Origin of the sequence: Myxococcus sp. SDU36 (genome assembly GCF_030168875.1) — a bacterium.
GTDB lineage: Bacteria > Myxococcota > Myxococcia > Myxococcales > Myxococcaceae > Myxococcus > Myxococcus vastator.
The window spans coordinates 5548828-5564278 of sequence record NZ_CP077414.1 but is presented as its reverse complement, the minus strand read 5'-3'; the positions used below and the strand labels follow the sequence as shown (position 1 = coordinate 5564278).

Here is a 15451-nt window from a genome sequence, read left to right as displayed (position 1 = left end):
TGCCCATGTCCCCGTTGTCCCGCCTTGTCGCCAGCCTCGCCACCCTGTCGCTGTTTGCCGCCGCGTGCGCCGGTCAGCAGAAGACCGGGCCCCAGGAAGCCACCTCCACCATCGAGGAGGTCGCCAACGAGGGTGGAGACGCGCCCCCCGCCGTCGCGTTCAACATGCTGGACGCTCCGGAGGGCTTCACCGTGAAGCTCCCGGGCCCTCCGCCGCAGGCGCAGCGCAGCGAGGCCGCCCTGCCGAAGCGGACGGACAAGGCCATGCTCGTGACGTACGCGGCCAATGAGGAGGGTGTCAGCTACATCGTCAACGCGGTGGACTACCCGGAGGCCTTCGTGGCCACCGTCCCCGCCGAGGCGCTCATCAACGGTGGCATCCAGGGCATCGCCGGGCAGGTGGGCGGCGAGCTGAAGAGCTCCGAGGACATCACCCTGGATGGCTACCCGGGCAAGGCGTACGTGCTGGCGTCGCCCAGCGGCGAGGTGAAGGGCCGCAGCTTCCTGGTGGGGCCGCGCGTCTACAACCTCATCACCGTCTACAACGCGGCCATCGGCGCGCCGGGCGCGGACGAGTTCCTCACCTCGCTCACGCTGTTGAACCCGCCGCCGCAGATTGAGCGCGCGACCGCCGACGCGGATGGTGGCACGGACGCCGGAACGGCGGACGTGGGCGACGGCACTGGCGCCGCCATGGAAGGTGCCGAGGACGCCGGCAGCGCGCCGGACGCGGGCGCTCCCCGCCGCCGCGCCAGGTAGTCCGTTGTCCCGGGGACACGCTTCCTTCCGGGGGAGCGTGTCCCGCGATACCGCGCTGAAGGACCCTGGGCGTTAGGCTCTCCGGTGACTGGAGGCCGCCATGTGGGACCCGGCGCAGTACTCACGCTTCCGCGACGAGCGAAAGCGTCCCTTCTTCGATTTGTTGGCCCGGGTGGACGCGGCGTCGCCCTCGCAGGTCGCGGACCTGGGCTGTGGCACCGGGGACCTCACGCGCCTGTTGGCCGAGCGCTGGCCGTCCGCCCGGGTGTCTGGCGTGGATGCGTCCTCGGAGATGATTGAGGCGGCCCGTCGCGGTGCGCCCGTGGGCGCGGTGCGCTTCGAGGTGGCGGACCTCGCGGACTGGGCGCCTCCCGCGCCGCTGGACGTGCTCGTGTCCAATGCGGCGCTGCACTGGCTGCCGGACCCTGAGGCGTTGCTCGGGCGGTTGGTGGCGAAACTGGCCCCTGGCGGGGTGCTGGCCTTCCAGGTGCCGGCCAACTTCGATGCGCCTTCGCACCGGCGCGTCGACGCGGTGCGGGCCTTGCCGCGCTTCGCTGCTGCCCTGGCGCCGGTGCGGCGCGGGCTGGTGGCGTCCCTGCCCGTGTATGCGTCCTGGCTGTTTGGCCTGGGGCTGACGGTGGAGGCCTGGGAGACGACGTACCTGCACATCCTCCCGGGCGAGGACGCGGTGCTGGAGTGGCTGCTGGGGACGACGCTGCGGCCCGTGCTCGCGGCGCTGGGGGACGAGGAGGCGCGCGCGTTCGTGGAGGCGCTGCGCCCGTTGCTGCGCGAGTCCTATCCCGCGCAGCCGTACGGGACGCCGTTCCCGTTCACCCGCCGCTTCGTGGTGGCGCGGCGTGTGAGGTGAGCCGGGTTACTGGGGCCAGTGGAGAATCTTGCCGTTATCGCCCGCGACCCAGAGGTCCGCGGGGCTGGTGCCAGCGATGTCGTTGAAGGCGAAGCCGTCGTTGTCGAAGACGATTTGCCATTGCTGGCCGTCATACCGGTAGATACGGCCGCTCCGCGCGGTGACGTAGATGGACCTGGCACCGAAGGCGATGACGGAAGTCAGGCTTTCGTTGTGCGTGTTGGGGAAGGCCATCCTGCTCCACTCGCTTCCGTTCCAATGGAGGACCGTATTCTCGCCGCCCATTCTTTCGCCCACGGCGAAGGCGAGCTGATTGTTCACCACCCAGACTCCGCGGAGGCGGCCCATGCCTGGGATTGCGGCCTCCACGTTCTCAGACGCCCACTGGCCGGAGGGCGGGTTGAACCGATAGACGCGCCCTCTGTTGCTTCCAGTCTCGTGGCCGCCTACCGCGAACAGCGCTGCTCGGGAACGGCCGTGGATGTCGAATAGCGGCGCGACTGGGGTGGTGCCGAAGGTCAACGAGCCGGATTCGTCACCTCCAGTCCATTTGAACGTCAGCCCCTGACCCACCGTGCCTGAGTTCTCGGTGATGCCACGAAGCTCCAGGATTCCTTCGTGCCGGAGGCCGACGAGTCCACTCACCCACCGGCCCATGGCGTGCGTTTGGGTGCAGGCATTCTCAGCCCTATTGAAGAAGCGGAGGTTTCCAGACGGGGAGGAGCCGATGTATCCGCGGCCCTCGTTCGCCATGTCCACCCAGACTGTGTTCCACTGCATCGTGCCGTCGCTGCATTGGCTCGGACTGGTTGCGAAGGTGCCACTGGCTGGAGTGCGCACGGCAAATCCTCCCTGAGTGCCCACGACAGTCACATCACCGGGGACCTCGGTGAAGATGGAGCGCCACTGCTGGTCAGTCGCGCCAACGTCTCGTGACACCCATGCGCCACCGTCGCCCGGGCACACCCCGGGGCCTTCCGGATTCCCATCACAGTTGTTGTCCAGGCTGTCGCACAGCTCCGGCGCGCCAGGGTACGTGAACGGGTTGCCGTCGTTGCAGTCGCCACCGGTGCTGACGTAGCCCTCTCCGGGCGAGACGCAGGACGACACGGCCGTGCCATCACCGAAGTTGTCTCCGTCGCCGTCCAGGAACCAGTCGCTGGGCGTCGTCGTGGCCTGGCAGGTGGTGGCGATGCCGGAGGCGTCGCAGATGTAGGCACCGGCGCACTGGTCCGCGGCGGTGCACGCCGTGCCAAGGTCGGTGAACGTCTCGTCGACCTCGTCGTCACAGTCGTCGTCGACGCCGTTGCAGCGCTCCGTCGCGCCCGGCCGGATGCTGGCGTTGTTGTCGTTGCAGTCGTCCGCGGGACCCGTGACATAGCCCGGCGCGATGCCGGCGCAGAAGGCGACGGGTGCGGCGTTCCGGTCACCGTGTCCGTCCTCGTCCACGTCGGGGTAGGCATACACGGCCAGCGGCGTGTTGCAGAGCACCTCTCCGTTCCCACCGCACGCGCGGACGCCCGTGCAGCCCTCGCTCTCCGTGCAGCTCCCGCCCAGGCTCAGCTCCACCGTGTCCGACTGACCGTTGCAGTTGTCGTCGACGTCGTTGCAGCGCTCCGTCGCACCCGGGTGGATGTTCGAGTTGGCGTCATTGCAGTCCGTGCCACCCGTGAGCACGGAGACGTACCCGTCGCCGTCCCCATCCGTCGCCTGGAGGGACAGGGCCACCGGAACGGGGGTTCCTGGCGTCAGCGTCACGGACGCCGACCGCGTCACCACGGGGTTTGCCGCTTCACAGGTCTGCTCGAAGGCGCGCGCCTCCACCTGGATGGCAGTGCCCCAGCCGGCGGGGGCAATCACCGCGACCGTCAGCGAGCCCCCCGTGCGCTCACCCTTGCCGGCGACGGTGGTGGTGAGCTCCTTGCCGCTGCTCTCGTCGCGTGCGTTCACCTGCACGCAGCCAGGCAGAAACCCGGAGTAGCCCACCGTGACTTTGGCCGCGCCAGGGCTTTCGTCCTTCTTACAGCCGGCCAGCGCGAGGAGAGGGAGGAGCACCAGAACGCGTCGCATGCGGGCACTCTATCGCGTCCGTGCCCCGCCGCTGCATCCTCGCGAGCCTGTGCCTACCTCACGGACGGGAAGTCGGAGTGGACCACTTCCAGGCGTACATCCACGGCGATGCTGGCGGGCGTCACCAGCTCCAAATCCAGGGGAACCCGCTTCCCGTAACGTTCGCGGAGCTGCCGCTCCAGGCCCTTTACGCGGAGAGAGTCCAGCCGTTCCATTTTCCCATACTCCACGCCCGCCCCCTGGGCGTAGGCCTTGCGCACCAGCTCCGAGCAGTACATCGCGTCGTCCCCCCAGCCGAAGTGCCAGTCATATGGCTTGCCCAGGTGCGCCTTGGCCGCCGTCACCGCCTGCTGGCGCTGCGCGGCGCTCAGCTCCCGAGGCCGCAGGACGAGGATGCCGCCCTTCACGCCTCGGGCCTTCCACTTCGAGAATGGGATTCGCTGCACCGGCTGCACGGCCTCCACGACCCACGCGCCCCGGTCGGTCACCTCCACCATGCCCACATGGGACAGGGGGCTCTGCGTGGCCTTCTGGATGGCCTGCGACTGCGAGGAGCGCGAGGTGTGCAGGACGATGTCTCCCGTCTGCAACCGGGCCTCCAGGCCCTCCTGTGGCGCCGCGACCGCGTTGTGGGCCCCGAACCACACCAGCAGCATGACGCTCCACCGCATCGCCCCGTCCTTTCAGGTGCCTGGCTGTTCCTGGACTCCAGAATGCAGCCTGGGTGCCAGCCGCCACGGGGCGCCGCTACCCCAGCGCGCGGGTGAGGGGCACCTCCAGCCGGGGCAGGTAATGGCCGCCCTGGCTCTCGAAGAGCACCAGGCGGTCCACGCGCCCCTCGCCCAGGGACGTGTCCTTCAGCGTCTGGACGCATTCGAGGAGGGCGGCGTCTCCACGCGGGTGCTTCGCGCGGGCCAGCGTGAGGTGCGCGGTGTACTCACGGTGCTCGGGTTCGAAGCCGAGCGGCTGGAGCACCTGCGCGGTGTCCGCCTGCAAGGCCTTCAACGCGTCGGTGGCGCCGCACACATCCGCCCAGAGCACGCGCGGGTGGGCGGGCGCGCCAAAAGCGCCGCCGCCGGTGACAGACAGCACGAAGGGCGCATGCCGCGCGCCCACCGGCGCCAGGGCTTCGCGAAGGGCGGGCAGGCGTGCGTCCTCCACGTCCCCCAGGAACACGAGCGTGAGGTGGAGACCCTCCCGCTTCACCCAGCGGGCCTGGGGGGCCAGGGGTCGCAGCCGGTGCAGCTCCTGGGCGGTGCGCGCTTCGATGTCGGCCCCCAGGGTGACGGCGGTGAACAGGCGCATGGCGCACGGCTCCTGACTGCGAATGGGACGACAGGCCGTCCCAAGTGTCACTTCAGCATACGGGTGAAGGGCACGGCTCGGAGTGGAGGCGGCGTGGCGGCTGGGCTACCGTCCCCGTCCGATGCCGACGCGCCTCCCCGTCGATGAGACCCTCCAGAAGCGACTGAACGGCTGGCGCACACAGGTGGGCGAGTGGCTCAACCGGGTCCGCGTGGCGGCAACGGCGAGCTGGCTGCTGGTGGCCTGGCTGGACGACTGGCGCGTGCCGCCCCGGGCGCTGGCGGCGTACCTGCTGCTGGCCTTCGGGCTGTGGCTGGGCGCGCGGCGCCTGCCCGCGCTGGGGCGGAGACCCGCGCTGGGCGTGACGCTCATCGACATGCCCGCTGTGTGTCTGCTCCAGTGGCTGTCCATCCAGGGCTCGGCGTCGCCAGGAACCACGGCGCTGTTGACGCTGGGCGTGTTCATCACCCTGGTGGTCATCGTGGCGCTGCTGACGCTGTCGCGCCGCTACGTGGTGCTGGCCACGCTGGTGGCCATCGGGCTGGAGGGCTGGCTCCTGTTCCAGGCCCGGTTGCCCCCGGACACGTTCCTCTCCGGCATGGTGCTGGTGCTGACGCTGGCGGCGCTCGCGGCGTCCTTCATCGGCCGGCAGGTGATGGGGCTGGTGAAGGAGGTGGCGCAGGAGGAGGTGCAGCGCGAGCGGCTGGGCCGCTACTTCTCCCCGGAGGTGGCGCGTCAAATCGCCGAGCGTGGCACCGAGGCGGGCAGCGGCGAGCACCGCGAGGTGACGCTCCTCTTCTCCGACATCCGCGGCTTCACCTCCATGTCCGAGCGCATGGACAGCCCGCACGTGGTGGCGCTGCTCAACGAGTACCTGTCCCGCATGGTGGAGGTGGTGTTCCGCCATGGAGGGACGCTCGACAAGTTCATCGGCGACGGCATCCTCGCGTACTTCGGCGCGCCGCTGGATTTGCCCGGACATCCCCAGGCCGCCGTGGCCTGTGGACTGGCCATGCTGGAGGCGCTGGAGTCCCTCAACGCCGAGCGCGCCCGCCGGGGCGAGGAGCCGCTGCGCATCGGCATTGGCATCCACACCGGGCGCGTGGTGGTGGGGGACGTGGGCAGCGCGCAGCGGCGCGAGTACACCGTGATTGGCGACGCGGTGAACCTGGCCAGCCGCATCGAAGGGCTCACCAAGAAGGTGGGCGTCGCCATGCTCGTGTCCGGCGCCACCCAGGAGCGCTGCGGGGGCGCCTTCCAGTTCGAGCCGGCGGCGCCCCTGCCGGTGGCGGGGAAGGCGGAGCCCGTCGCCACCTTCCTGCCTGGCAAGCCGGGCCTGCGCGTAACAGGCTGAGGCTCAGTACGACTTGGAGAAGACGATGCGGCCCGGCGAAGGCTCGCCGGTGACGACGCACTTGCCCGGCTCCTGCTTGAGGTCGAAGGGACGGCAGCGCGTCGTCAGGCCCGTCTCCTCCTTGATGCGCGCCTCCACCTTGGGGTCCAGGTTCCAGTGCGCCAGCAGGAAGCCCTGGTCCGCCTTCTCCTTCAGCTCCTCGTAGGAGTTGACCTCGAAGGTGTGCGAGTCGCGGAAGTCCCTGGCCTTGGTGAACAGGTCCTTCTGCATCGCGTCCAGCATGGCCTGGGCCTTGGACACGGCCTCGTCCAGGGACACGAACTCCTTCTGGCGCACGTCGCGGCGGACCATGACGCAGGAGTTCTTCGCCAGGTCCTTGGGCCCCAGCTCGATGCGCAGACACGTGCCGATGAGCTCGTGCTCGTTGTACTTGAAGCCCGGGCTCTTGGTGTCGTCGTCGTCCAGCACCACGCCCAGGCCCGCCTTGCGCAGGTCCGCGGCCAGCGCGTTCGTCTTCTCCAGCACCTGCGCCTTCTCCGCGTCGGAGGCCTTGCCGAAGATGGGGATGATGACCACGTGCGTGGCCGCCAGCTTCGGCGGGACGATGAGGCCGGCGTCATCCGAGTGGGTCATGATGAGGCCGCCGATGAGGCGCGTGGACACGCCCCAGGACGTCTGCCACACGTGGTGCATCTTTCCGTCGCGGCCCTGGAACTGGGTGTCGAAGGCCTTGGCGAAGTTCTGGCCCAGGTTGTGGCTGGTGCCCGCCTGCAGCGCCTTCTTGTCCTGCATCATCGCTTCGATGCTGTAGGTGCGCAGCGCGCCGGCGAAGCGCTCGGACTCCGACTTCTGGCCGGTCAGCACCGGCATCGCCATGTAGTCCTCGGCGAAGGTCCGGTAGACCTCCAGCATCTGCCGGGTCTCCTTCTCCGCGTCCTCCTCCGTCTCGTGACAGGTGTGGCCTTCCTGCCAGAGGAACTCGGTGGTGCGCAGGAACAGGCGCGTGCGCATCTCCCAGCGCATCACGTTCGCCCACTGGTTCAGCAGCATCGGGAGGTCCCGGTAGCTCTGAATCCACTTGGAGAAGCTGCGGTTGATGATGGTCTCACTGGTGGGCCGGATGACGTAGGGCTCCTCCAGCTTGGAGCCACCCGCGTGGGTGACGACGGCCAGCTGCGGGTTGAAGCCCTCCACGTGCTCGGCTTCCTTCTTCAGGTAGCTCTCGGGGATGAGCAGCGGGAAGTAGGCGTTCTTGTGGCCCAGGTCCTTGAACTTCTTGTCCAGCACGCGCTGCATGTTCTCCCACAGCGCATAGCCATTGGGCCGGATGACCATGCAGCCCTTCACGTCCGAGTAGTCGGCGAGCTTCGCCTTCTGGACCAGGTCGACGTACCACTCGGAAAAGCCCTTCTCGCGGGGCGTGAGCTTCTCGGCCATGTGCGGAGCACCCTTCAAAAGTCGTGGAAAGAGGACGGTTGCCTACGCCGGGCCCACCCGGAAATCAACGGCCCCGTCACCCGGACGCCGGGGCCCTTCCTGGACGGGATTGCGTTTTTCGACCAATGGTCAGAATAATGAGCGGCGGTTGAATGTGCATCCCGGAGGCAGTCATGTTTCGCCAGGTGGCCGACGACGTGCATGTGCTCGCGGTGGAGTTCCGCATCGGGGGAATGGACCTGGGAGGCCGGATGACGGCCGTCCGCCTGCCGGATGGAGGGCTGTGGCTCCACTCGCCCGTCCGCTGCAGCCCAGAGGCGCGGGCGGCGGTGGACGCGCTCGGGCCGGTGCGCTTCCTGGTGGCGCCCAACCTGATGCATCACCTCTACGTGCGGGACTGGGCGGCGGCCTACCCGGACGCGAAGGTGGCCGCGCCCGCGGCGCTGCGGCGCAAGCGGCCGGACCTGCGCATCGACCTGGAGCTGGGGGACACGGCCGAGGCCGGCTGGGCGGGCGTCCTGGACCAGGTGCGCGTCCAGGGGATGCCCAGGGTGGACGAGCTGCTCTTCTTCCACCGCCCCAGCAAGACGTTGTTCGTCACCGACCTGGCGTTCAACGTGCACCGGACGCCTTCGTGGTTCACCCGCCTGTACCTGAAGCTGAGCGGCGCGTGGCAGCGGCTGGCGCCGTCCCTGCTGGTTCGCGCCGTCATCAAGGACCGGGAGGCCGTGCGCGCGTCGCTGGCGCGGGCCCAGGCCTGGGACGTGGAGCGCGTGGTGGTGTGCCACGGCGACGTGGTGGAGCAGGGCGGCCGGGAGGCGGTACGGAATGCCTTCGCCCGGCTCTAGCGGCGGTGGCCGCAAGTCCGCGCCGGGCCGCCGTCGCGCGGCCGCGCCCGCCCCCGCATCGGCTCCCACCTCCAAATCCTCCGAGCCCTCCGAGCGCGAGGCGCGCAAGGCGCGGCGTCAGGAGGGACGCCGTCAGGCCATCCTCGTCGCCGCGCGGGCGGTGCTGGTGCGGGGCGGGGTGTTGGGGTTGACGCTGGAGGCCGTGGCGGCGGAGGCGGACCTGAGCAAGCCTTCACTCTTCTACTACTTCCGCTCCAAGGAGGACCTCGTCGGGGCGCTGGCGGTGGAGGGGTTGGAGCGCGAGGTGAAGGTGCTGGAGGCGGCGGTGGCGGCCGCGGCCAGCGGCGTGGAGGCCCTGGCCGCGCTGGTGCGGGCCCGGGTGGATTTATACGCGGAGGACCTGGACGGCTTTCGCGTCGTCTACCTGTGGCCACAGTTGATGGGGCGGCAATCCGAGGCGCACCAGGCGCGGGTGCTGGCGCTGAGTGGACAGTTGAATGACGTGCTGGAGGCGCGGCTCCAGGCGGATGCGCGCGCGGGCCGGCTGGCCCCGGGGCTCCAGCCGCGTCGGCTGGCCAACGTGGCCTGGACCGTGGCGCAGGGGGTGCTTTCCCTGGGGGCCGGACTGGAGCACTCCGGTGTGGGGACGCGCTTCACCTTGTCTCAGCTTCGTGACGAGGCCTGTGCGGTATTGCTGCGCAGTTCCGGCCGTTAGGGTGGCTGTGAAGGATGGGTGAGGCGCGATATGTAGAGGGCCTCCTTCCCGTCGTTCCTTTTGGAGGCTTCATGCGGTCGTACCTTGCATCTCTCGGGGCTGCCGGCGTTGTGTCGGCGTGCCTCGTCTCTGGTTCTGCGTTCGCCAGTGCTGGAGGAATGAGTGGGCATAGTGGCAAGCAGGGTTCGAGCCTCACCTGTGCGTCGTGCCACACCGGTGGCGGTGGGTCGCCCACGGTGACCATCCAGGGGCCCACCACGCTGGCGCCGGGCGCCACCGGCAACTACACGTTCATCGTCCGGGGCGGTCCGGCCTCCGGCGCGGGCTTCAACGTCGCGGTGAGCGACAATGGCGGCACGCTCAACCCGGGGCAGGGGTCCACCAAGCTGAGCGGAGAGCTCACGCACAACGGCGTCCGGGACTTCTCCAACGGCGAGGCCCGCTTCGACTTCACCCTGGTGGCGCCGTCCACCCCCGGCAGCGTCACCCTGTACGGCGCGGGCAACTCGGTGAACGACAACGGCACCGAGCAGGGTGACGCCTCCGCGGTCACCACGCTCAATGTCACCGTGGCGGCTGGCGGCGGCGACGACGGCGGTGGTGACGACGAGGGCGGCTGCGCCGCAGCGGGCGGTGCTCCGCTGCTGGGCGCGGCCCTGGTGTTGCTCGGCACGCGCCTGCGCCGTCGCCGCTAGGCCTCGTTGAAAGGAGGCCTCCGGGCGTGACAGCGCCGTCAGTGACCGGAGGCCACCGAGGCGGTGAACTCGTCGGGCAGGAAGGCGACGAAGGACGGCACCCGCCGAAGCTTCCGCCGGGAGTTGCCCGCCAGCCGCAGGATGACCACGGACACCAGCCCCAGGCCCACGGCGCTGCGCAAGGGCGCTGGACGGCGTGCGCGGCGCCGGGCCCGGTAGCGCAGGAGGCCCACGGGCAGCAGGGCGGCGGGAATGGCCGTCAGCGCCCAGGCGCGCCAGCGGGACCGGCCAGTCGAATCGGATGCCAGTGTCGTTTTCATGAAGAAACAGGTTGGGCGCGGGGTGGAGCAGGGGGAAGGGTGGCCCGGACCGGACGCAGGCGGGCTCCCGGGTCGGGACCCTCCGGTGGAGGGCGGACACGGCCTCGCCCCCCTGCTTGCTGAGGGCCCGTCAGGCCGGCTGCCTCCCGGACGAGCCTGGGTGGGCGAGGCGACAAGACCGCGTGGGGGGACTTAACATCGCGCCCCTTCCAACCATGTGCCTTCGCCGCCTCCTCCCCATCCTGTTCCTGATGGGGCCGCTCGCGTGTGCGACCGGCCCTGGCCACCTCGCCTCCACCGAGTCCGTCGCCGCCGTGCGGCGCGCTCCGGGAGCGCTGCGGGTGATGACCTTCAACATCCAGTCCGGCGCCCATGGGTTGGAGCGCGTGGCGCGCGTGATTCGCGCCGCGGTGCCGGACGTCGTCGCCCTGCAGGAGGTGGACGTGGGGTCCACCCGCGCGCGGGGCCTGGACCAGACGGAGGAGCTGTCCCGCCTCACCGGCCTGCAGCACCGCGCCCACTTCCGCACCACGGACTTGTACGGCGGGGCCTACGGCATCGCCGTGCTGTCGCGCTTCCCGCTGGAGGCGCTGGCGCAGTACCCGCTGCCGGGGCCGCGCGGCGCGGAGCCTCGCACGGTGGCGCACGCGGTGGTGGGGGTGGACGGGCGCGAGGTGAGCGTCTACCTCACGCACCTCATCCGCCGGCCCTTCAACAGCGACACCCGCGTGCGGCAGAGCGCGTACGTGGCGGGGTTGATGGCGCGGGACTCGCGGCCCAAGGTGTTGATGGGGGACCTCAACGACGGGCCGGATTCCCGCTCCACGCGGCTGCTGCGGCGGGCCTTGCATGACGTCGCCGCCGCGACCGGAGGCACGTATCCGCTGCCGCTCTTCCTGCCCACGCTGCGCATCGACTACGTGCTGGCGTGTGATGCCTTCACGTCCGTGGCCAGCCGGGTGCTGCGCGTGGACGTGTCCGACCACTACCCCGTGGTGGCGGACCTGCGGTTGAAGGCGGAAGCCGAGCCCGTGGTCGCCGAGCGCGCGGCCACCGGCACCGCGCCTTGACCGAGGCGCGGGCCGGCGCGGGCATCAGCCGACGTTGAAGCGGTACAGCACTTCGTTGTCGTTGCGCGTGAAGCCCTTGAGCACCTGGTGCTCGAGGTTCTGCGCGCCCAGGTACGCCAGTCCGCCGGCGGCGAAGCCCATGACGGACAGCTCGAAGTAGGGGTGCGGCCGGGGAACGTGGGTGATGTGCAGGTCGGTGTGGCCCTGACCTGGGAGCACGGTGAGGTCGCCCTCGGTGAAGTAGCCCTTCCAGATGCCGGGGGTGAACAGCAGGAAGCGCCGGAAGTCACCCTGGCTGAACATCGCCTTGAGCTGACCCTGGCCCAGCGCGTACTCGGCCGACTTCACGCCGAACCGCCACCAGGCGCTCGGGTCGTTGTTGTAGAAGCGCGCCAGCAGCTCGTCGTTGAGCCGGAGGAACGCGTCCGCCGGCATGCGCGACACCGGCATCACGGGCTTGGAAAAGAAGGGCTCCTTCTTCGCGAAGTCGGTGAGGAACGCCTTCCAGGCCGCCTCCCCGTGGGTCTGCACCATCAACTGCTGCCGGGCCAGGAAGGCGACGCCTTTGACTTCCATTCACGCTCCTTCACGGGGGCGCGGACGCCCCACGTCTGGGTTTGCGGGGCACATTGTGCTGCGAATGTTTCATGAGACGAAGCGGTGAGGTGACAGCCGCTCGCGTCTGCTCGCCCCTCAGTCGAGCTGGAGCCCGCAGTCGCTACAGGCGCCTTCCAGCAGCGGCGCGGCGGTGCCACACGCCGGGCAGGGAGGCTCGCCGTCCTCGGGGAGGGGGGTGGCCGGGGCGGCGGTGCGTCCCACGGGCACCAGGCCCTCGCGCGCGATGCTGTCCATCCACCGCTGCTGGAGCAGGGCGGCCACGCGAGGGCCGTCCTCGGGGCGCACCAGCACCTGGAACTTCGGGCTGCAGCCCGGCTTGCTGCAGGCCTCGCGATGCACGAGCGCCGGCACCTCCGCGCCCAGGCAGGCGTCCACCAGCCGCCGCGCGTCCATCAGCGCCATCTCCGCGCAGGGCACCAGCTCCACATCCGACAGGGCCTTCGTCGCGTCTTCAGGAGTCATCACCCGAAGGATTGGAGCGCACCTCATGGGGCCACGTCCAGTGCACCTGGGCCCGCGGCTCACCCCCGCACACGCGCCGGGCACGACTTCAGGCTAGCGTGCGGAGGGTGCCGCCCACGTCACTCACCCCGCACACCGCGCGCCTCTCCCGGCTGCTGCTGGTGGGCGCGGGCGTGCTGACGGGTGGCGTCTTCGGTCTCGCCTGGGTGGTGGACCGTTTCGGTCAGCGGGAGCAGGCCACGCCCGCGGACGTGCTGGTGGTGCTGGGCGCGCGCGTGTTGCCCGGGGGCGTGCCTTCCGGGGCGCTGCGCGCGCGCACCGAGCACGCGGTGGCGCTGTACCACCGCGGCGTGGCCCCGCGGCTCGTCTTCTCCGGCGGCGTGGGCGTGAATCCCCCCTCCGAGGCGCGCGCCATGCTGGCGCTGGCGACGCGGCTGGGCGTCCCGGCGGAGGCGTGCGTCCTGGAGGAGGGCAGTCACTCCACCGACGACAACGCCCGGCTCACGGCCGAGGTGCTGCGCGGGCTGGGCGCTCGGCGCGTGGTGGTGGTGTCGGACCCGTATCACCTGCTGCGCGCGCGCAATTCCTTCCGGCTGTATGGCTGGGAGGTGGCCACCAGCCCGGCGCTGGAGACCGCGCGCCACCTGGACACGTTCGACCGCATCTATTGGACGGTGCGCGAGGCCGTCGCGCTGCTCCTGCGGCCCCGCGTGCTATTGGCGCGCGCGCCTACTCCTCCGGCATCGTGAGCGCGCGCAGCTCCAGCGCGCCACCCGGCAGGGCCACGCGGAGCAGCACGGCCTCGCCAGGCTTCGTCTTCCGCAGCGCCGTCACCACGTCCCGCGCGTTGTGCACGGGCGTGTTCGCGGCCTCCACCACCACCATGCCCGGCAGCATGCCGGCGTGTTCGGCCATGGACGCGGGGGCCACCTCCGTCACCAATGCGCCGGAGGGCGGCAGCTCCTGGGACTCCGCCAGCGCCGGGTCCATGTCCATCAGGCTCAGCCCCACGCGATGCTCGGCGGGGCGCTGCGAGCCTCCGACGGCCGGCGCCTTCACGGCGACGCCTTCCAGGTCGGGCCGCGTGCCCAGCGTCGCCTTCACGTCGCGCTTCTTCGCGTCCCGGTAGAGGGCGAGCGTGAGCTCCGCGCCCGGTGGTTTCATCGCCACCAGCCGCGTGAGCGCGCCCGCCGAGTCGATGGGCTGCCCATCCGCGGCGACGATGACGTCGTCTGGCCGCAGCCCGGCCTGGGCCGCCGCTGTCTCCGCGGTGACGTCGGTGACGACCGCGCCCGCCTGCACCGGCGCGCCCAGCGCCTCGCCCAGGTCGGGCGTCAGGTCCTGCACCATCAGCCCCAGCCAGCCCCGGGTGATGCTGCCCGTCCTCTCCAACTGGGGCAGCAGCGACTTGACGAGGTTGCTGGGCACCGCGAAGCCAATGCCCGAGCCCTGGCCGGCGATGGCGGTGTTGATGCCCACCACCTCGCCGCGCAGGTTGAACAACGGACCGCCGGAGTTGCCCGGGTTGATGGCGGCGTCCGTCTGGAGGAAGTCGTCGAAGGGGCCCGCCGCGATGTCGCGCGCCTTCGCGGCGAGGATGCCCAGGCTGGTGCTGGACGTCAGGCCGAAGGGATTGCCAATGGCCAGCACCCAGTCCCCCACGCGCAGCGCATCCGAGTCTCCCAGCCGCACCACCGGCAAGGGCTTGCCGCCGTCCAGGCGTTCGAGCTGGAGCACCGCCACGTCCGTGAGCGGGTCCGAGCCCAGCACGCGCGCCTCCAGGTCACGTCCGTCCGCGAGCTGCACCTGAATCGCCTCCGCGTCCGCCACGAGGTGGTGGTTGGTGAGCACCAGCCCCTTGGCGTCAATGATGAATCCGGAGCCGATGCCCTCGCGCACCGGTGGCGCGAAGGGCGAGGGACTCTCGAAGGGAGACAGCGGGTCCTCGGGGGCGTCGCCGAAAGGGATGCCGTCGAACGGCGGACCTCCGAAAGGCGAGGGGCCACCACTCCCCCAGGGCGTGTCGGTCGTCTCGCCGGGCGTGGGCGCGCCCAGCCGCACCTCCACGTTGACGACGGCCGGACTCACGGACGCCACCAGGGGCGCGACGGAGGCGAGCGCCACGGCGCGTCCGGCGGGCAGCGCCGGAGGCTCGGGCGGCTTCGGTGCGGAGGTCGCCGTGGAGGGAGACGACTCGTCCGCGTCCTTCCGGCAGGCCATCAGGCCCAGCAGCACCCCTACCGTCACCCCGCGCGCGCGTCCCGTCATCACCTTCCACCCCCCGTCGCAAGCTGCGACCGCCGCGCGACACAGGGGGGCTGCCCCCCCGGGCAGGAAGCCTGTCAGGCTGCCAGGAGGACGGGGGCCCCGCCGGGGGCCCGGCTGTCAGCCCGTGCGCTCACGCGGCGCGGGCGTGGCCGGCGTGGGCGAGGCGCCGCCCATGCGCTTCAGCAGCTTCTCCAGGATGCGGAAGAGGGCCTTGCGGTCTCCCGCGTCGAGGATGCCCAGGAACTGGTGCATGCCATGGACGACCACGCGGTCGAGCCGCTCCCAGGTCGACTGGCCGTCCTCCGTCAGGCGGCAGTGGACGACGCGGCGGTCGGTGGCGCTGCGCTCGCGCAGCAGGTGCCCCTGGCGCTCCAGCCGGTCCACCACGCCCGTGACGGTCTTCTCCGTGACACCCAGCCGGCGCGCCAGCTCGCCCATGGTGAGCGGGCCGTCCTGACCCAGCCAGAGGATGGCGTGAACCTGAGGTGGCGTGAACTGGAGCTGCTCGCACATGCTGGCGATGGGGTCCCGGAGCGAGCTGCGCCGGCCCAGCGCGAGGAGCAGGCTCTGGAGCTTCTCCACGTCCGGGGAAACGTCTTCATCCTCTCTGTGGAATTTCCGTGACACGGAGTATCCCATACCGGCCCCGCATGGGCGGGTCAA

17 protein-coding genes are annotated in these 15451 nt (G+C 70.6%); 8 read left to right on the top strand and 9 right to left on the bottom strand.

Going from position 1 to position 15451, the window contains the following annotated elements; genetic code table 11:
* The first annotated feature begins 5 nt into the window (after window positions 1–5).
* Window positions 6–758, top strand: a complete 753-nt coding sequence (locus KGD87_RS22280) for a hypothetical protein (RefSeq protein WP_284662407.1) — start codon at window positions 6–8, stop codon at window positions 756–758.
* A gap of 100 nt (window positions 759–858) precedes the next feature.
* Window positions 859–1626, top strand: coding sequence for a methyltransferase domain-containing protein (locus KGD87_RS22275; RefSeq protein ID WP_284662405.1), 768 nt, complete (start codon window positions 859–861; stop codon window positions 1624–1626).
* A 6-nt stretch (window positions 1627–1632) separates the two neighbouring features.
* Here KGD87_RS22275 and KGD87_RS22270 read toward each other — a convergent pair whose 3' ends face one another.
* The 3 genes from KGD87_RS22270 to thpR form a co-directional block, all read right to left on the bottom strand.
* Window positions 1633–3696: a putative metal-binding motif-containing protein gene (locus KGD87_RS22270; RefSeq protein WP_284662404.1), complete on the bottom strand. Its 2064-nt coding sequence runs from the start codon at window positions 3694–3696 to the stop codon at window positions 1633–1635.
* Window positions 3697–3749: 53 nt separating this feature from the next.
* Window positions 3750–4367, bottom strand: coding sequence for a YiiX family permuted papain-like enzyme (locus KGD87_RS22265; protein ID WP_284662402.1), 618 nt, complete (start codon window positions 4365–4367; stop codon window positions 3750–3752).
* A 76-nt stretch (window positions 4368–4443) separates the two neighbouring features.
* Complete coding sequence (gene thpR / locus KGD87_RS22260) at window positions 4444–5001, bottom strand: RNA 2',3'-cyclic phosphodiesterase (RefSeq protein ID WP_284662400.1); 558 nt, start codon at window positions 4999–5001, stop codon at window positions 4444–4446.
* Window positions 5002–5122: 121 nt separating this feature from the next.
* Between thpR and KGD87_RS22255 the strand changes: the two genes are divergently transcribed.
* Window positions 5123–6355, top strand: a complete 1233-nt coding sequence (locus tag KGD87_RS22255) for an adenylate/guanylate cyclase domain-containing protein (RefSeq protein ID WP_284662398.1) — start codon at window positions 5123–5125, stop codon at window positions 6353–6355.
* 3 nt (window positions 6356–6358) lie between these two features.
* Here the strand turns inward: KGD87_RS22255 and proS are convergent, their stop codons facing one another.
* Window positions 6359–7810 (bottom strand): proline--tRNA ligase, encoded by a 1452-nt coding sequence (proS, locus tag KGD87_RS22250; RefSeq protein WP_284662397.1) that lies wholly within the window; start codon window positions 7808–7810, stop codon window positions 6359–6361.
* A gap of 155 nt (window positions 7811–7965) precedes the next feature.
* On the opposite strand from proS, the gene KGD87_RS22245 reads away from it, so the two are divergent.
* From KGD87_RS22245 to KGD87_RS22235, 3 genes are all read left to right on the top strand, one after another.
* On the top strand, window positions 7966–8640 hold the full coding sequence (locus tag KGD87_RS22245) for a DUF4336 domain-containing protein (RefSeq protein ID WP_284662395.1): 675 nt from the start codon (window positions 7966–7968) through the stop codon (window positions 8638–8640).
* Window positions 8621–9355 (top strand): TetR/AcrR family transcriptional regulator, encoded by a 735-nt coding sequence (locus KGD87_RS22240; RefSeq protein WP_284662394.1) that lies wholly within the window; start codon window positions 8621–8623, stop codon window positions 9353–9355. Before KGD87_RS22245 ends, KGD87_RS22240 begins: the two co-directional genes overlap by 20 nt.
* A 71-nt stretch (window positions 9356–9426) precedes the next feature.
* The gene (locus tag KGD87_RS22235) at window positions 9427–10050 is read left to right on the top strand and encodes an MXAN_6652 family MXYO-CTERM-anchored protein (RefSeq protein ID WP_350099496.1); all 624 of its coding nucleotides are present in this window, start codon (window positions 9427–9429) and stop codon (window positions 10048–10050) included.
* A gap of 38 nt (window positions 10051–10088) precedes the next feature.
* Here KGD87_RS22235 and KGD87_RS22230 read toward each other — a convergent pair whose 3' ends face one another.
* On the bottom strand, window positions 10089–10370 hold the full coding sequence (locus KGD87_RS22230) for a hypothetical protein (RefSeq protein ID WP_284662392.1): 282 nt from the start codon (window positions 10368–10370) through the stop codon (window positions 10089–10091).
* Between the two features lie 215 nt (window positions 10371–10585).
* On the opposite strand from KGD87_RS22230, the gene KGD87_RS22225 reads away from it, so the two are divergent.
* The gene (locus KGD87_RS22225; protein ID WP_284662390.1) at window positions 10586–11440 is read left to right on the top strand and encodes an endonuclease/exonuclease/phosphatase family protein; all 855 of its coding nucleotides are present in this window, start codon (window positions 10586–10588) and stop codon (window positions 11438–11440) included.
* Between the two features lie 24 nt (window positions 11441–11464).
* Here the strand turns inward: KGD87_RS22225 and KGD87_RS22220 are convergent, their stop codons facing one another.
* Window positions 11465–12016: a hypothetical protein gene (locus KGD87_RS22220; RefSeq protein ID WP_284662389.1), complete on the bottom strand. Its 552-nt coding sequence runs from the start codon at window positions 12014–12016 to the stop codon at window positions 11465–11467.
* Between the two features lie 117 nt (window positions 12017–12133).
* The gene (locus tag KGD87_RS22215; RefSeq protein WP_284668679.1) at window positions 12134–12520 is read right to left on the bottom strand and encodes a hypothetical protein; all 387 of its coding nucleotides are present in this window, start codon (window positions 12518–12520) and stop codon (window positions 12134–12136) included.
* 107 nt (window positions 12521–12627) lie between these two features.
* On the opposite strand from KGD87_RS22215, the gene KGD87_RS22210 reads away from it, so the two are divergent.
* The gene (locus tag KGD87_RS22210; protein ID WP_284662388.1) at window positions 12628–13269 is read left to right on the top strand and encodes a YdcF family protein; all 642 of its coding nucleotides are present in this window, start codon (window positions 12628–12630) and stop codon (window positions 13267–13269) included.
* On the opposite strand, the gene KGD87_RS22205 is transcribed toward KGD87_RS22210, so the two are convergent.
* Both KGD87_RS22205 and KGD87_RS22200 read right to left on the bottom strand, forming a co-directional pair.
* Window positions 13250–14788 carry a trypsin-like peptidase domain-containing protein gene (locus tag KGD87_RS22205; RefSeq protein ID WP_284662387.1) on the bottom strand — a complete coding sequence of 513 codons (1539 nt, stop codon included), beginning with the start codon at window positions 14786–14788 and terminating at the stop codon, window positions 13250–13252. The two genes, KGD87_RS22210 and KGD87_RS22205, sit on opposite strands and share 20 nt — an antisense overlap.
* Before the next feature lie 117 nt (window positions 14789–14905).
* Entirely contained in the window at window positions 14906–15427 is a 522-nt protein-coding gene (locus tag KGD87_RS22200; protein WP_284662386.1) for a MarR family winged helix-turn-helix transcriptional regulator, read from the bottom strand.
* Between the last annotated feature and the right edge of the window lie 24 nt (window positions 15428–15451).